This window comes from Agromyces tardus (assembly GCF_003710805.1).
In the GTDB taxonomy this organism is placed as follows: domain Bacteria; phylum Actinomycetota; class Actinomycetes; order Actinomycetales; family Microbacteriaceae; genus Agromyces; species Agromyces tardus.
This window is the reverse complement of record NZ_RHHB01000047.1, coordinates 1-15,570: the sequence shown is the minus strand read 5'-3', so window position 1 is coordinate 15,570 and position 15,570 is coordinate 1. Positions and strand designations below refer to the sequence as shown.

The window sequence follows — 15,570 nt, the reverse complement described above, 5'->3', positions numbered from 1 at the left end:
CGCCGAACCGCTCAGCTCGCCCTGGCCTCGACCTCGTCGCGCACGCGCTGGCCGACCACCGCCGAGACGCCGTCCTGGCGCATCGAGACGCCGTAGAGGGCGTCGGCGATCTCCATCGTGCGCTTCTGGTGCGTGATGACGATGAGCTGGCTGGACTCCCGAAGGTCTTCGAACGTCGTGAGCAGGCGGCCGAGGTTCGCGTCGTCGAGGGCGGCCTCGACCTCGTCCATGATGTAGAACGGGCTCGGCCGGGCCTTGAAGATCGCGAGCAGCAGCGCCACCGCGGCAAGCGATCGCTCGCCGCCCGAGAGCAGTGAGAGGCGCTCGATCTTCTTGCCCGCGGGCTTCACGCTCACCTCGATGCCCGTCGTGAGCATGCTCTCGGGGTCGGTGAGCGAGATGCGCCCCTCGCCGCCCGGGAAGAGCACCGGGAAGACCTCGGCGAACGCGGCGCGGGTGTCCTCGAACGCAGCGCGGAAGATCGACTCCATGCGCCCGTCGATCTCGTCGATGATCGTCAGCAGGTCCTTGCGGGTGTTCGCGAGGTCGGTGAGCTGCTCGGTGAGGAACTGGTGGCGCTGCTCGAGGGCGGCGAACTCCTCGAGCGCGAGGGGGTTCACGCGGCCGAGCTGCGCGAGCTTGCGCTCGGCGGCCTGCAGGCGGCGCTGCTGCGCGGCCCGGTCGAACGGCGTGGGCTCGGCGTCGGGATCGTCGGGGTCCTCCGACGGGATCGGCTGGTCGGGCCCGTACTCGGCGATGAGCACGTCCTCGGTGAGTCCGAGCTCGGCCTCGGCGCGCTCGACGAGCGACCCGACGTGGAGCTTCTTCTCGTAGATGCGCAGTTCGAGGCCGTGCACGTCCTCGGTCACGGCGTGCAGGCGCTCCCGAACGGATGCCTCGGCGCGACGCACGGCCTGCAGCTCCTCGTTGCGGCTCGCCCGCTCCGCCTCCGCGCGGGCGAGGGCGACGCGGGCCTCGGCGACGGACGCGCCGACCGACGCGAGGGCGGCCGGCAGCGATTCGGCGACCCGCTCGGCCGCTGCGAGCTGGGCGCGACGGATGACGGCGCGCCGCGCGGCATCCGCTGCGGCCTGGCGCTCCGCCTCGTACTGGCGCTCCATGGCCACGATGCGGGCCTCCTCGGCGCGCACGCGCTCCTTCGCGGTCTCGAGCCGCAGGCGGGCCTCGACCTCGGCCTCGCGGGTGCGCTCGAGCGCGGCGGCCGCGCCGTCGCGCTGGCTCGCGTCGAGGATCGGACGCGGCACAGCGCGGGCCTCGTCGAGCGCGGCCTTCGCCGTCTCGGCGGCCGCAGCGGCCTCCGCGACGCGCTCCTCGGCGTTGGCGACGGCGTCGGCGAGGCGCTCGGCCTCGGCCGCGGCGGCCTCCGCCTGCACGCGGGCGCGATTGAGCTGCTCGGTGCGCCGGGCGAGCTGCGCGTCGAACTCGCGCAGGGCGGCGAGCGCCCGGGTGGACTGCGCCTTGGACTGCTCGTGGATCTGCCGCTGCTCGGTGAGCTCGTACCGGCCGCGCTCGATGTCGGAGCGCACCTCCTCGAGGCGCGACTCCGCGCGCTCGCGCTCGGCGATGAGCTCGATGCGACTCTGCTTGCGTCCCGAGCCGCCGCGGATGACGTAGCGGCCCACGACGGTGCCGTCCTTCGTGATCACGGTGGCGGGCCGGTCGAGCGTCGCGAGGTGCGGCTCGGCGGCGCGGGCCGCCGCGAGGTCGTCGGCGACGAGCACCTCGGCGAGGAGGCCGAGCACGCCGGTCGGCGCGGTGACGACCTCGGCGGCGGGGGTGAGGCCCGGGGCCGCGAGCGGGCCGGCTGCCTCCGCGATGGAGCCGCCTCCCGGTGCCGCTCCCGGGTCGGCGAGCGCGAGCGCCACGCGGCCGAGGTCGGCGTCGTGGGCACGCTCGAGCGCGCGGTAGGCGGCATCCCGGTCGTCGACGAGCACCGCGTCGGCGAGCGAGCCGAGCGCCGCGGCGATCGCCGCCTCGAACCCGGGCTCGACGCGGAGCCGCTCGGCGAGGAGCCCGCGCACGCCCGGCACGCCGGCCTCGACGAGCGCCGACGACCCGTCGCGCTGGTCGAGCGCGAGCGAGAGCGCCGAGGTGCGCGCGGCGAGGGCGTCGCGCTCGCGTTCGCGTTCGTGCAGGGCCTCGCGGAGCCGCTCGATCTCGCCCTCGGCCTCGATCACGGCGGCCTGCGCGAGCTCGTACGCCTCGTCGAGGTCGGTGTCGCCCGCCTCGGCCTCGCCGGCCTCCGCCTCGACGCGCGCGAACTCGGCGGCGGCCGCGTCGCGGCGCGCGGTCGAGGACTCGAGCGCGTTCGCGTGGCGCAGCACCTCCCCGCGCACGGCCGCGAGCCGTGACGCGGCCGTGTCGGCCTGGCCCGCGAGCTTCGAGATCTCGAGGTCGTAGGCGCTCACGAGCGCCGCCTGCGCGGCGATCTCGGTGTCGACCTGGTCGAGGGCGCCACGTGCGTCGCGGGTGGCCTGGACGGCGTCGTCCAGGCCGGATGCCGCGTCCTCGACGCCCGCGCGGATGCCCTCGAGCTCGGCCTGCGCATCGTCGATCATCGCGCGGGTGACGCTGGGCGCGGCATCCGTCGTGTCGTCGGCGGCGCCGAGCAGGGCGATGCGCTGCCGCGCCAGGCTGTCGAGCGATCGCAGGCGTGCCTCGGACTGCTCGAGCGCGAAGCTCGTGGCCCGGGCGCGGTCGACGTCGTCGCCCGTCTGGGACTGTTCGAGGCGGGCGACCTTCGCCTGATGCTGCTCGAGCTGGTCCTGCAGCACGAGCCGCTCGGAGTGCCGTTCGTGCTCGCTTCGGCCGTGCGCCTCGAGCGCGCGGCGCAGCTCGACGACCTCGTCGGCGAGCAGGCGGGCGCGCGCGTCGCGCACCACCGCCGCGATGCCCTGCGCCTCGCGGGCGACCTCCGCCTGGCGGCCGAGGGGCTTGAGCTGACGCCGGATCTCGCCGGCGAGGTCGGAGAGGCGCGTGAGGTTCGCCTGCATCGCGTCGAGCTTGCGGAGCGTCTTCTCCTTGCGGCGACGGTGCTTCAGGATGCCGGCGGCCTCCTCGATGAAGCCGCGTCGGTCCTCGGGCGTCGCGCGGAGCACCTGGTCGAGCTGGCCCTGGCCGACGATGACGTGCATCTCGCGGCCGAGGCCCGAGTCGCTCAGGAGCTCCTGCACGTCGAGGAGGCGGCACTGCTCGCCGTTGATCGCGTACTCGCTCGTGCCGCTGCGGAACAGCGTGCGGGAGATCGTGACCTCGCTGTACTCGATCGGCAGCGCGCCGTCGGAGTTGTCGATCGTGAGGCTCACCTCGGCACGGCCGAGGGGGCCGCGCGTGGAGGTGCCGGCGAAGATGACGTCCTCCATCTTGCCGCCGCGCAGCGACTTCGCGCCCTGCTCGCCCATGACCCACGCGAGGGCGTCGACGACGTTGGACTTGCCCGAGCCGTTGGGGCCGACGATGCACGTGACGCCCGTCTCGAAGGCGAACGTCGTCGGCTGCGCGAAGGACTTGAAGCCCTTGAGCGTGAGGCTCTTGAGGTACACGTCCACCCTTCCGACTCGCGAGCGCGCTGCGGACTACCGTATCCGAGGTTCACGGCTGCGGCCGTCGCGCTCGCCGTCCGCGAGCGGATCCGGCCTTGTCAGGGGCAGCGCCGCCTCGGTGGTCTGGGCGGCTGCCCACGAACCGGCGCGAGCACGCTCCCGTGCGCAGCAGGCCTGAGCGATCCCGCTGGTCAGGCGGATGCCGCGGCGCTGGTCGCACGCGGCATCCGGAGCCGCTGGCACCGCGGGCAGAAGTGCGACGACCGGTTCATGAAGGGCGCGCGCACCATCGGGGTGCCGCAGCGCGGACACGGCCTGCCCGCCTGCCCGTAGGCGTTGAGCGAGTGCGAGAAGTAGCCCGACGCGCCGTTGACGTTGACGTACTGCGCGTCGAAGCTCGTGCCGCCCTCGGCGAGCGCCTTCTGCAGCACCTCGCGCACCGCTGCGAGCAGGTCGCGGGAGCGGCGCCGTCCGAGCGTCGCGGCCGGCTGCTCGCCGTGCAGGCGCACCGCCCAGAGCGCCTCGTCGGCGTAGATGTTGCCGATGCCCGACACGACGCCCTGGTCGAGCAGCACCCGCTTGACGCCCGAGGCGCGTCGGGCGAGCGCGTCGACGAACGCCGCGTCGGCGAAGGCCGGGTCGAGCGGATCGCGCGCGATGTGCGCGACCTGCGACGGGATCGAACGCGCCCACTCCCCCGTCACGTCGGCGGAGTAGCCTGCGATCTCGCCGTCGGCGGTGGGCACGAGGCGGTCGACCGCCATCGACCCGAAGATGCGCTGGTCGACGAAGTCCACGCGCAGCTCGCCGTGCGCGGGGTGCTCGAGGTGCAGTCGGATGCGGGCGTGCCGGTCGTCGCCGGGGTGGTCGGGCGTTCGCAGCAGCAGCTGCCCGCTCATGCCCAGGTGGCCGACGAGCGCGCGACCCGTCGACAGCGGCAGCCACAGGAACTTGCCGCGACGCACGGCCGCCTCGATGCGGGCTCCCGTGACGAGCGCCTCGAAGTCGCCGGATGCCGCGTCGTGCCGCTTGAGCGAACGCGGGTCGAGCACCTCGACCGCCGCCACGCGCGCACCCGTGACGGCCGGCGCGAGCCCGGCCCGCACGACCTCGACCTCGGGGAGCTCGGGCACGTCAGCGGTCGTTCAGGCGCGTCCACGCCTCGAGCGCGGCGGCCATCTCGGCCTGCTTCTTGCTCGAGCCCTCGCCCGACGCCTGCACGAGGGCGCCCACGACGACGGTCGCCACGAAGTGCTTGTTGTGATCGGGGCCGCTCTCGGTGACCGTGTACGCCGGCGCCGGCGAACCGCGGCGCGCCGCGATCTCCTGGAGGCTCGTCTTCGGGTCCATCGCCGCGCCGAAGCGCTCGGGGTCGCGCAGGAGCGGTGCGACGAGGCGCAGCACGAGCGCGGTGGCGGCGTCGCCCCCGCGGTCGAGGTAGACCGCGCCGATGATCGCCTCGACGGTGTCGGCGAGGATCGACGGCTTGTCGGCACCGCCCGTGAGGGTCTCGCCGCGTCCGAGCCGGATGTACGGACCGAGCCCGATCGACCGGCCCACCTCGGCGAGGGCGGCGCTCGACACGAGGCTCGCGCGGCGCTTGGCCAGCTCGCCCTCTTCGAGATCGGGGTGGTCGGTGAAGAGCTTCACCGTCACCGCCTGGCCCAGGATCGAGTCGCCGAGGAACTCGAGGCGCTCGTTGGTGGGGATGCCGCCGTTCTCGTACGCGAACGACCGGTGCGTGAGCGCCAGGAGCAGGAGGTCGGGATCGAGCTCCACCTGCAGCGTGCGCTGCAGGTCGTCGAGCGTGCGATCCGTGGTCTCCGTGCGCTCCGTCTGCGTCACGACCGGTCGTTCGTGTGTCTCGTGCCGACTAGACGTCGGCGACCTTGCGGCCCTTGTACTCGAGGAAGAGCGGGGTGCCCGCCGAGTCCTCGACCACCTTGGCGCGGTGCGGGAGGCTGTAGGTGACCTTGCCGTTCTCGACGGTCTTGACGAGCGTGGGGACCTCGGCCTTCCACTGCGAACGGCGCGAGTGCGTGTTCGAGCGTGACTTCTTCCGCTTCGGAACAGCCATGTCTATCTCTCTTCTCTCTGCTGGTGGGCAGCGGATGCGGCGGCACCCGTGCTCTCGTCTTCGGAGGCTTCGAACCCGGCGAGCGCGGCCCACCGGGGGTCGCCTTGCTCATGGGTGACGAGTTCCGGATGATCGGCCAGTCGGAGCCCGGTCTCGGGGTCGAGACCCGGGCAATCTGGCCGGCACACCGGCTGGAAGGGCAGTGCCAGCACTACCGCATCTCGGATGAGCGGTTCAAGATCCACGTGGTCGTCTTGAACCTCATACTCGAAAGCTTCTCCAGAATGATACGCGAAAAGCTCTTGGAACTCGACTTCGACGGGCAGGGCGATGTCGGTGAGGCACCGACCGCACTCCCCTTCGGCCACCGCATCGACCTCGGCGGTGGCGAGCACGCCCTCGTGGACCGACTCGAGCCGCAACTCGATCGCCAGCTCGGAGCCCTCCCTGACGGCGACGAGCCCCTCGCCCATCGTGTCGGGCGACGCGATGACGAGGCGATGTTCGCGCATGTCGCCGGGTCGGTTGAGGAGGTCGCGCACGTTGACGCGGAACGGGGAGTGCTGGATGGCCACGATCGACGATTCTACGCGTCGCGCGGCGCCCTGCGGCCGACTCCTCCTCGCGCACCCGCGAGGAGCGATCGCGGCAGGAAGGTCGCGCGGGCGCGCTCGGCCGGTGGCGCATCGGCGGCGAGTGCGCTCCGCACCCTGCCCAGGGCGTCGATGAGCGGGCTGGCCGGTGCCGGCGGGGTGCCGGCGCGCGCGACGGCCGGGGGCAGGTCCCCGCCGGTGTCGGGCCCGTAGCGCTCGCGTTCGACGGCGTCGCGCAGGTCGACGAGGGCGGCCGCGGCATCCGGCGATGCGAACGCGGCGCGACCGGAGACCAGCGCGGCGAGCGCCCTCGGCGTGCCCCGGGCATCGGCGGGGATGCCGAGGTCGACCGCGGAGGCGACGAGCTCGTCCCACGCGGCGCCGGCCGGTCGCGGCCCGCCGCGCACCCGCCGCAGCCGGAGCTGCCGCTGCGCCGAGCGCACGAGCGCGGGCGCCGTGACGAGCAGGAGCACCACGAGTGCGAGGGTGCCGTTGCGCATCCACTCGCTCGCCGCGGATGCCGCACCTCCGGCCTGTCCCGCGAGGTTCCGGTCGGGGTCGCCCTCGGGCCGTCCGTTCGCACCGGGCGTCGACGACGGACCGAGCGGGATGCCGCTCAGCGACTCCTCGCCCGCACCCGGACGCGAGTACGACGGCACGGTGCCGCGGCCGGGCGTCGGCTCGAACTGCACCCAGCCCACGCCCTGGAAGTAGAGCTCCGGCCACGCGTGCAGGTCGTGCGAGTCGACGTCGACGCGCACGGTCCCGCCGATGCGCTCGTCGCTCGGGGTGCCCGAGGTGTATCCGACCGAGATGCGCGAGGGGATGCCCACTTCGCGTGCCATGACCGCCATCGTCGAGGCGAAGTGCACGCAGTACCCCGCCCGCTTCTCGAGGAACTCTGCGATCACGTCGTAGCCGCCGCCGTCGTAGCCCTCGCTGACGGGTGCGTCGACCGAGTACGTGAAGTCGGGGCCGCGCAGGTACTGCTGGATGAGGACCGCCGCGTCGTATGGGCTCGCTGCGCCCGCCGTGACCTGCTCGGTCGTCGTGCGGATCACGTCGGGCAGGTCGTCGGGCAGGGCGAGGGAGTCCGCGAGCGCTGCGGGCGGCGCGCCCGCGCCGCGCAGCTGCTGCGGCGTCGGATCCAGGGCCAGCCGCGTGACCTCGTACGTCTGGCCGAAGGTCGACGAGTCGACGGTGCGCACGTTGAGCGAGCCGTCGTCCCAGAACCACGATCCGTCGAGCCCCTGGATCGACGTGGTCGGGTAGGGCACCGGCAGCCACGTCGTGCGCACCTGCTCGACGCGGATCGAGATCGGGTGCTCGCTTCCCGCCACGTCGGCGGCGAGGCCGTCGGGCCGCGGCATCCGCTCGATCGTGTTGTCACCGTCGACGGCGCGTTCGGTGGCCCCCCAGACCTCGCCCTCGAACCGGTCGATCGTGAGCAGCGTGAAGTAGGGGCGATCGCCCTCGTCGGCCAGGTAGTTGAACGCGGGCACCGGGTCGGGCCGGCGCAGGTCGCGTCCGAGGTCGACGTAGGGGCTCACGCCGCGGGCGAAGAGCGTGCCCTGCGCGGTGCCGAGGAGGAAGCTCGACGACACGCTCGGCGTGGCGATCGTGAGCACGGATGCCGCGAGCAGGCCGGCCGTCGCGAGGCCGAGCGAGGCGGCGAGGGTGGAGCCGATGGGCACGCGCCGCGGCGCGACGACCGTGGGCGCGTCGTCGCCGACGTCGGGATTGTGCAGCTCGGCGTTGCGGCGCACGCGCACGTCGACCCGGAGCAGCAGGAGGTAGGCCGCGGCCGTCAGCACGACCGTGCCGAGCTCGGCGCCCGCCTCGATGAGCAGCCCGGGGATGACGATCGGCACGAGGGCGGGCGCCGCCGCGAGCGCCGGCAGGCGGAACGTCTGCACGATGAGGTCCATCACGATCGCCAGCAGGCCGGTGCCCACGGCGAGCGCGAACAGCAGCGCCGGCACCGGGATCGCCGGGACCGACTGCTGTTCGATCGTGCGCTGCGCCGCCTCGGCGAGCCCGCGGAACACCTCGAACGTGTCCCCGGTCGGCACGACGAACGCGAACGCGCTCGACCCGCCGAACGCCATGGTGAGCAGCACGACGACGGCGAGGAGCTCGAGCGGGGCGATGAGCGACGGCGGTGTGCGCAGGGCGCGCAGCGCCGCCCCGGTGCCGAGCGTGCCGGCGGCCATGAACGCGCACAGCCACCACCAGCCGCCGCCAGTGATGAGCGGCCCGAGCGCCATCGTCGCGACGGCGAGCAGCAGGAACGACGCGAGCGAGAGCGCGAGGCTCTGCAGGCGGGTCAGTGGCAGCCGTTCAGCGCGCACGACCGGCCCCGCTCCGTTGCGCCGCGCCGCCGCGCGCGTCGCGCCAAGCCGACGTCCACGCCGACGCGATCTCGTTCGGGCGGCGCACCGTCACGATGCGCCAGTCCGACTCCTCGAGCAGCTCGATGACCGTCGGCGACACCGACTCGGTCACGAACGCGATCGCCGGCTCGAGCGTGGGCCGCAGCGCCACGAGGGCGTGCGCCTCGACCACGTCGGGATCGATGAGCACCGCGATGCCCGGCATGCGCGCCTCGCGGGAGCGCGGCGCGATGAGCTCGGCGGCCTGGTCGCGCTCGCGGTCGCGGTGTGCGCGCCCGCGCCCCGGCGTCTCGAGACGTGCGAGATCCTCGAGGAAGGCGTGCTCGCCACCGGGCGAGCGGTAGACCTCGCCGGCGCCGAGCTGCCCGGCGATCGATGCCGGCGCGTGCAACGGGTCGCACCGGAGCCGGAAGCCGTGCTCGAGCAGGTGCACGCCCACCGACGCCGCGATCTCGATGCCGAGCTCGAACCGCAGGTCGGGCGGATCCCCGGGCTCGCGGCGGGCCTGCGCCTGCGCCGCCCTTCCCGAGAGGGTGGTGTCGACGAGCAGCCGTGCCTCGGGGTCGCCGCGCTGCTCCTCCTCGCGCACCATCAGCTCGCCGCGGCGGGCCGTCGCCGCCCAGTTGACGCGCCGCAGCGGGTCGCCGTAGCGGTACTCGCGCGCGATGAGCTCGTCGCTGTTCGGGTGGGTGCGTCGCTGCAGGCCGTGCAGCGAGCCGTCGATCGAGGCGACGGAGCCGACGGTCGCGTCGAGCTCGGTGACGCGCGGCGTCACGACGAGGTCGTGCGCGTTGCCGACGACGCGGGCGATGCGCGCGAGTCCGAAGGGGTCGGCCGTGCCGATGCGCAGGGGCCCCACCGCATAGACGCCGCGGCGCGGGGTGCGCAGGCGGTACTCGAGTCGCACGGTGTCGTCGCCCGAGGGCAGCGCGCCCTCCCACCGGCCCAGCGCGGGCAGGATCGCCTCGGCGGGGGCGGCCAGTCCGGCCTGCACGGTGTCGCGCCACCGCGCGCCGTCGAACGTGCGCCGGCTGCGGTTCTGCACCACGAGGCGCACGGTCGCCCAGGCGCCGGCCGGCACCACGGGCGGCTCGAACGCCCGCTGCACGGCCACGCGCGGGGCCTGCAGCGCCACGAACGCGAGCGCGGCGAGCGGCATGGCGATGCCCACGAAGGCGAGCAGCAGGATGTCGCGCAGGTCGAACCACAGCGACAGCACGAGCAGCAGCACCCCGACCACGAGCAGCGTGCCGCCGCGCCGCGTGAGCCGCGGCCAGGCCTGGACGCGGAGGAGTCGGGCTCGCGGCATCCGTCAGTCCCTTCGGATGCTGCCCACCGGGACGGGTGTCTCGCTGAGGATGCGGCGCACGATCGCGTCGATGAGGGGGCCGCCGTCGCGGTCGTGCGCCCCGACCGCTCGGCTCGTGGGCACGAGGCGGTGCGCGAGCACCGGCACCGCGAGCGCGTCGACGTCGTCGGGAAGCACGAAGTCCCGTCCATGCATGGCGGCGTGCGCCTTGGCGGCCCGGATGAGCTGGAGCGTCGCCCTCGGGCTCGCGCCGAGCCGCAACTGGCGGTCGTCGCGGGTGGCGCGGGCGAGCTCCACGGCGTACTCCTTGACCGGCTGCGACGTGAACACCCGGTGCACCGCGGCGATCATCGCACGCAGCTCGGGGAGGTTCACGACGGCCTCGAGCGCGTCGAGCGGACTCGCGGTGTCGCGGGTCGACAGCATCGCGAGCTCGTCGACCGACGAGGGGTAGCCCATCGAGATGCGGGCCATGAACCGGTCGCGCTGCGCCTCGGGCAGCGGGTACGTGCCCTCCATCTCCACCGGGTTCTGGGTGGCGATCACGGTGAAGGGCTGCTCGAGCCGGTAGGTGGTGCCGTCGGCCGTGACCTGCCGCTCCTCCATGCACTCGAGCAGGGCCGACTGCGTCTTGGGGCTGGCACGGTTGATCTCGTCGCCGATGACGATGTTCGCGAACACCGGGCCGCGCTTGAACTCGAACCGGCGGCTGGCCTGGTCGAACACGGACACGCCGGTCACGTCGCTCGGCAGCAGGTCGGGCGTGAACTGGATGCGGCTGACGGTCGCGTCGACCGAGCGCGCGAGCGCCTTGGCGAGCATCGTCTTGCCGACGCCGGGCACGTCTTCGATGAGGAGGTGGCCCTCGGCGAGGAGCACCGTGAGCGACGAGGTGACGGCGTCGCGCTTGCCGCTGATGACGGCCTCGACGTTCTGCACGATGCGGGCGGCCAGGGCGCCCACCTCGTCGATGCCCATCACGGCACCGCGCGCGGCGATTCCGCCGTTCACGACGCCCGCCGCCTCGCTCATTGCGTCATCGCCCCCTGCAGGTAGTCGGCCACGGCAGCCGGCACGTACGGGGCGACGTCGCCGCCGAGTGCCGACACCTGCCGCACGAGCGAGCTCGACACGTGGGCGTTCGCCGGGTCGGGCAGGAGGAAGACGGTCTCGACGCCCGCGAGATGCCGGTTCACGATCGCCATGGGCGTCTCGTAGGCCACGTCGACCTGCGACCGGATGCCCTTGACGAGCACGGTGGCGCCGACGTCGGTGCAGTAGTCGACGAGCAACCCCATGCTCCACGACGCGACCACGATGCGGCCCGGGATGCCCGCGTCGGCGATCGACTGCTCGATGAGGGCGACACGCTGGGCGATCGGCAGCAGCGCCGACTTGTCGGGGTTGTGCACCACGACCACATGGAGCTCGTCGTAGAGCGCCGCGGCCCTGCCGATGACGTCGAGGTGGCCGAGCGTGACGGGGTCGAACGATCCGGGAACGACGGCGATCCGCTGCATACGCTCCAGCGTACTGCGAGCGGAGCGGCGCATGGCGGGCCTGTGGGATCCTCAGCCCTTGCTCAGGAACTCGCTCGCCTCCGCGTCGAGCCGGCGCCGCACGGCGGCCCGCAGCGCCGGGTGCCGCGCGAGCCCCGGATCGACGGCGAGGAGTCCGGCGGCGAGCTCGCGGGCGTCGGCGATGAGGTCGCCGTCGCGCGCGGCGCGCAGGAGCTTGAGCGACGAACGGCCGCCCGATTGGCTCGCCCCGAGCACGTCGCCCTCCTGGCGCAGCTCAAGGTCGATGCGCGCAAGCTCGAAGCCGTCGAGGGTCGACGCGACCGCCTCGACGCGCTGCCGGGCGAGCGATCCCTCCTCGGCGTGCGTGACGAGCAGGCACAGGCCGGGCACCGATCCCCGGCCGACGCGGCCGCGCAGCTGGTGCAGCTGCGAGACCCCGAAGCGGTCGGCGTCGACCACGACCATGACGCTCGCGTTGGGCACGTCGACCCCCACCTCGATGACGGTCGTCGCGACGAGCACGTCGAGCTCGCCCGCCGCGAACGCGCGCATGGTGCGGTCCTTCTCGTCGGCGCTCATGCGGCCGTGAAGCGGCGCGACCCGGGCGCCGGCGAAGCGCGGGTGCCCCGTGAGCTCGGCGAGCACCGAGGCGACGGATGCCGCGGGCGGCGCCCCGGGCGCGGCATCCGCGTCGCTCTGCTCGAGGCCCTCGCCGTCGTCCTCCTCGACGCGCGGCTCGATGGCGGGGCACACGATGAAGCCCTGACGCCCGAGGGCGAGCTCCTCGGCGAGGCGCTCCCACACGCGGGCGCGCCAGCCGGGACGGTCGGCGAGCGGCACGACGAACGACTCGATGCCGGCGCGGCCGGCGGGCAGCTCGCGGATCGTCGAGACGTCGAGGTCGCCGAACACCGTCATCGCCACGGTGCGCGGGATGGGCGTCGCGGTGAGCACGAGCACGGGCGGATGCCGCCCCTTGAGGCGCAGCGCCTCGCGCTGCTCGACGCCGAAGCGGTGCTGCTCGTCGACGACCACGAGTCCGAGGTCGGCGAACGAGACGGTGTCGCCGAGCAGGGCGTGCGTGCCGACGACGATGCGCGACTGCCCAGCGGCGACCCGCAGGAGCGCCTTGCGCCGCTCGGCGGCCGGCAGTTGGCCGGTGACGAGCGTGGGGATGAGCTCGGCCGAGAGCTCCGGCCCGAGCATGCGCGCGATCGAGCGCAGGTGCTGCGCCGCGAGCACCTCGGTGGGCGCGAGCAGCGCGGACTGACCGCCCGATTCGGCGACCGCGAGCATCGCCCGCAGTGCCACGACCGTCTTGCCCGAGCCGACCTCGCCCTGCACGAGGCGGTTCATGGGCACGGATGCCGCGAGGTCGTCGGCGATCTCGGCGCCCACCGCGAGCTGGTCGCCCGTGAGCGTGAAGGGCAGCGCCCGCTCGAATCGCTCGAGCAGGCCGCCGGGCGCGGGCACGCGCGGCTCGGCGTGGTGGGCGCGGGACTCGGCCCGCCGCTCGAGCAGCGCGGTCTGCAGCACGAACGCCTCGGTGAAGCGCAGGGTGCGTCGTGCCGCCTTCCAGTCCTCGTCGGCCTCGGGCCGGTGCACGCGCTCGAGCGCGTCCCGGTGCGCGAGGAGCGACCGCTGCGCGCGCACCGAGTCGGGCAGCGGGTCGTCGACCGGCCCGAGCCCGTCGAGCACGAGGGCGATCGAGGCGGCGAACTGCCAGCTCGAGATCGTCGACGTCGCCGGGTAGATCGGGATGGGCGCGCGGGCCCAGCGCATCGCCTCCGCATCGCCGGCGGTCGCGGCATCCGCGTCGGTGAAGAGCTCGTAGTCGGGGTGCGCGAGCTGGCGAGCGCCGCGGTAGTCGCCCACCTTGCCCGCGAACATCCCGCGCACGCCCGGCTTCAGGTCGCGGGCCCGCCACGCCTGGTTGAAGAAGGTGAGCGTGAGGATGCCGGTGCCGTCGGAGATCTTCGCCTCGAGGATCGAGCCGCGACGCGACCGCATCGTGCGCTCGCGCACCTCGAGCACCTCGGCGACGATCGTGACGTTCTCGTCGAGCGGGAGCGCGGCGAGCGCCGTGAGCTCGCCCCGCGCGGCGTAGCGCCGCGGATAGTGCGCGAGCAGCTCGCCCACGGTCGTATAGCCGAACGCGCGCTGGATCGCCTGCGCCGTGCGGCCGCCGAGCGCGCCCGACAGCCTGCTGTCGAGGGTGAACGCACCCGTGTCGCCGGGCTGGCTGGCCGTCATGCCTCGATCGTAGGCTCCGCCTCCGTCAGGGCGGCGAGCTCGGCCTGCACGTACGTGTCGTCGGGGCGGGCCATCGCGAGCTCGCGCTGCAGCTCGAGCGCCTCGTCGGTGCGGCCGAGGGTGCGCAGCGCACGCCCGACCGACCAGCGGGCGACGTGCTGCTGCTCCGCGGTGCCGTAGCGGTCGGCCGCCTCCACGGCGAGCTGGAAGTGATGGAGCGCGCCCACGGCGTTGCCCGCATCGTGCAGGGTCCAGCCGAGGTTGTTGTGCAACGCCACGCCCCAGCGCTTGAGACGCGGATCGCGCACCCCGTCGAGCACGTCGAACCCCTCGGTCGCCCACTCCTCCTCGTGCCCGGCGTCGTTGAGCGCGAGCATGTGCAGCGCGTCGAGCACGAGGAACGTCGACCCCGCGACCGCCGCCTCGCGCACGGCCTTGGTGAGGAAGGGCAACGCGTCGGGCACCCGGTCGGACGTCGCGAGCAGTCGCCCGCGCTCGAGGGCGATGCGGGCGCGCAGCTCGGCCGCCTCCTCGGGCGGCTCGTCGGCGGGGCGTTCGCCCTGCTCGAGTTCGTCGAGGATCGCGGTCGCCTCGTCGGCGCGGCCCTGGATTCCCACGGCGCGTGCGAGCTGCGTGGCCATCACGGCCCGTTCGTGCGCGGTGTGCGCGTCGTCGTCGGCCGCCTCGCGGAACCGCTCCTCGCTCACGGCGGGATCGGCGAAGTTCCACATGCGGTCGATCGTCTGCTGTTCGGCCCCCCGGTGGCGGGACGGTTCGGCTGGCGCCTGGTCGGTCGAGTCATCCACGGTTCCATCATGGCAGCGCTCGCGGCCCGCCGGTTATGCTGCCGGGATCATGACGCGCATCATCGCCGGGTTCGCCGGTTCCCTCGGACTGTCCGTGCCGAAGTCCGGGACCCGCCCCACGAGCGACCGCGTGCGCGAGGCGATCTTCTCGGCGCTCGAGTCCCGCGACGCCATCGCCGGGTCGGTCGTGTTCGACCTCTACGCCGGTTCCGGGGCGCTGGGGCTCGAGGCGGCCAGCCGCGGCGCATCCGAGGTCGTGCTCGTCGAGCGCGCGAAGGCGGCGGCCGACGTGTGCCGGCGGAACGCCGACGCGGTGCTGCGGGCGGCGGGGCGCAGCGCCCGCCTGCGCGTGCGCGTCGTGGTGCGGCCCGTCGCGTCGTTCCTCGAGACGAGCGCGCCGGGCGTCGACCTCGCCTTCATCGACCCGCCCTACGACCTCGGCGAGCCCGAGCTCGGCCGCGACCTCGAGCTCCTCGCCCCGCTCCTCACCGACCGCGCCGTGGTCGTCGTGGAGCGCAGCTCGCGCTCGCCCGAGCCGGCGTGGCCCGCGGGCATCGCGCCCCAGCGACGGCGCGACTACGGCGAGACCACGCTGTGGTGGGCGTCGGCCGCTCAGCCCGAGACGCCGTCCCAGCCCGAATAGGGGTCCCATCCGGAGGCGTCGAACGACTCGCCGTCGAGCGTGAGCACGCCTCGCTCGGCGGTGACGCGGCCGATCACGTCGAACGGCTCGGGCACCGCGGCATCCGCCGGGAACGTCGCGAGCATCCCGTGGTCCTCCGCACCGGCGAGCGCGATGCGCGGATCCGGGCCGAGCGCGGTGGAGTCGAAGTCGATGCCCACGCCGCTGGCCTCGGCGACCCGCAGGGCGTCGCGAGCGAGCCCGTCGCTCACGTCGAGCATCGCGGTGGCGCCCGCGAGGGCGGCGGCGACGCCGGCGGCCACGGGCGGATGGGGGGCGAGCTGGGCGGCCACGAGGCGCGGATGCCGCAGCCGCACGGCCGCTGCGAGCTCGGCGTCGGGCTCGCCGTGCGCGTCGCGCGCCTCGGCGAACAG

General features: G+C 74.0%; 13 protein-coding genes. 1 reads left to right on the top strand and 12 read right to left on the bottom strand.

The annotated features are described in order from the left end of the window. Window positions 1–11: 11 nt before the first annotated feature. The 11 genes from smc to EDM22_RS15980 all read right to left on the bottom strand — a co-directional run bounded on the left by smc (window position 12) and on the right by EDM22_RS15980 (window position 14,514). A complete protein-coding gene (smc, locus tag EDM22_RS16030; protein ID WP_122938101.1) occupies window positions 12–3,563 on the bottom strand; it encodes a chromosome segregation protein SMC in 3,552 nt (1,183 codons plus the stop codon). 191 nt (window positions 3,564–3,754) lie between these two features. Next, the gene (gene mutM / locus EDM22_RS16025; RefSeq protein ID WP_122938088.1) at window positions 3,755–4,696 is read right to left on the bottom strand and encodes a bifunctional DNA-formamidopyrimidine glycosylase/DNA-(apurinic or apyrimidinic site) lyase; all 942 of its coding nucleotides are present in this window, start codon (window positions 4,694–4,696) and stop codon (window positions 3,755–3,757) included. Window position 4,697: 1 nt separating this feature from the next. Continuing rightward, window positions 4,698–5,408 (bottom strand): ribonuclease III, encoded by a 711-nt coding sequence (rnc, locus tag EDM22_RS16020; protein ID WP_122938087.1) that lies wholly within the window; start codon window positions 5,406–5,408, stop codon window positions 4,698–4,700. Between the two features lie 28 nt (window positions 5,409–5,436). Next, window positions 5,437–5,640: a 50S ribosomal protein L32 gene (rpmF, locus tag EDM22_RS16015; RefSeq protein ID WP_055900496.1), complete on the bottom strand. Its 204-nt coding sequence runs from the start codon at window positions 5,638–5,640 to the stop codon at window positions 5,437–5,439. 2 nt (window positions 5,641–5,642) lie between these two features. Further along, window positions 5,643–6,215, bottom strand: a complete 573-nt coding sequence (locus EDM22_RS16010) for a YceD family protein (protein ID WP_245989464.1) — start codon at window positions 6,213–6,215, stop codon at window positions 5,643–5,645. A gap of 11 nt (window positions 6,216–6,226) precedes the next feature. Next, the gene (locus tag EDM22_RS16005) at window positions 6,227–8,584 is read right to left on the bottom strand and encodes a transglutaminase TgpA family protein (protein WP_122938086.1); all 2,358 of its coding nucleotides are present in this window, start codon (window positions 8,582–8,584) and stop codon (window positions 6,227–6,229) included. Next, window positions 8,574–9,935 carry a DUF58 domain-containing protein gene (locus EDM22_RS16000; protein WP_122938085.1) on the bottom strand — a complete coding sequence of 454 codons (1,362 nt, stop codon included), beginning with the start codon at window positions 9,933–9,935 and terminating at the stop codon, window positions 8,574–8,576. The genes EDM22_RS16005 and EDM22_RS16000 overlap by 11 nt, the downstream gene beginning before the upstream one ends. A 3-nt stretch (window positions 9,936–9,938) precedes the next feature. After that, window positions 9,939–10,913 (bottom strand): AAA family ATPase, encoded by a 975-nt coding sequence (locus EDM22_RS15995; RefSeq protein ID WP_122938099.1) that lies wholly within the window; start codon window positions 10,911–10,913, stop codon window positions 9,939–9,941. Between the two features lie 50 nt (window positions 10,914–10,963). Continuing rightward, a complete protein-coding gene (coaD, locus tag EDM22_RS15990) occupies window positions 10,964–11,455 on the bottom strand; it encodes a pantetheine-phosphate adenylyltransferase (protein ID WP_122938084.1) in 492 nt (163 codons plus the stop codon). 51 nt (window positions 11,456–11,506) lie between these two features. After that, window positions 11,507–13,708 (bottom strand): ATP-dependent DNA helicase RecG, encoded by a 2,202-nt coding sequence (locus EDM22_RS15985; RefSeq protein WP_122938083.1) that lies wholly within the window; start codon window positions 13,706–13,708, stop codon window positions 11,507–11,509. Beyond that, entirely contained in the window at window positions 13,705–14,514 is an 810-nt protein-coding gene (locus EDM22_RS15980) for a tetratricopeptide repeat protein (protein WP_212591972.1), read from the bottom strand. The genes EDM22_RS15985 and EDM22_RS15980 overlap by 4 nt, the downstream gene beginning before the upstream one ends. 49 nt (window positions 14,515–14,563) lie before the next feature. Here EDM22_RS15980 and EDM22_RS15975 point away from each other — a divergent pair, with 49 nt between their 5' ends. Next, entirely contained in the window at window positions 14,564–15,157 is a 594-nt protein-coding gene (locus tag EDM22_RS15975) for an RsmD family RNA methyltransferase (RefSeq protein ID WP_122938082.1), read from the top strand. Here the strand turns inward: EDM22_RS15975 and EDM22_RS15970 are convergent. After that, window positions 15,127–15,570 (bottom strand): AIR synthase-related protein (locus EDM22_RS15970; RefSeq protein WP_245989462.1); only part of this gene is annotated, 444 nt, incomplete at its 5' end. The genes EDM22_RS15975 and EDM22_RS15970 overlap by 31 nt on opposite strands.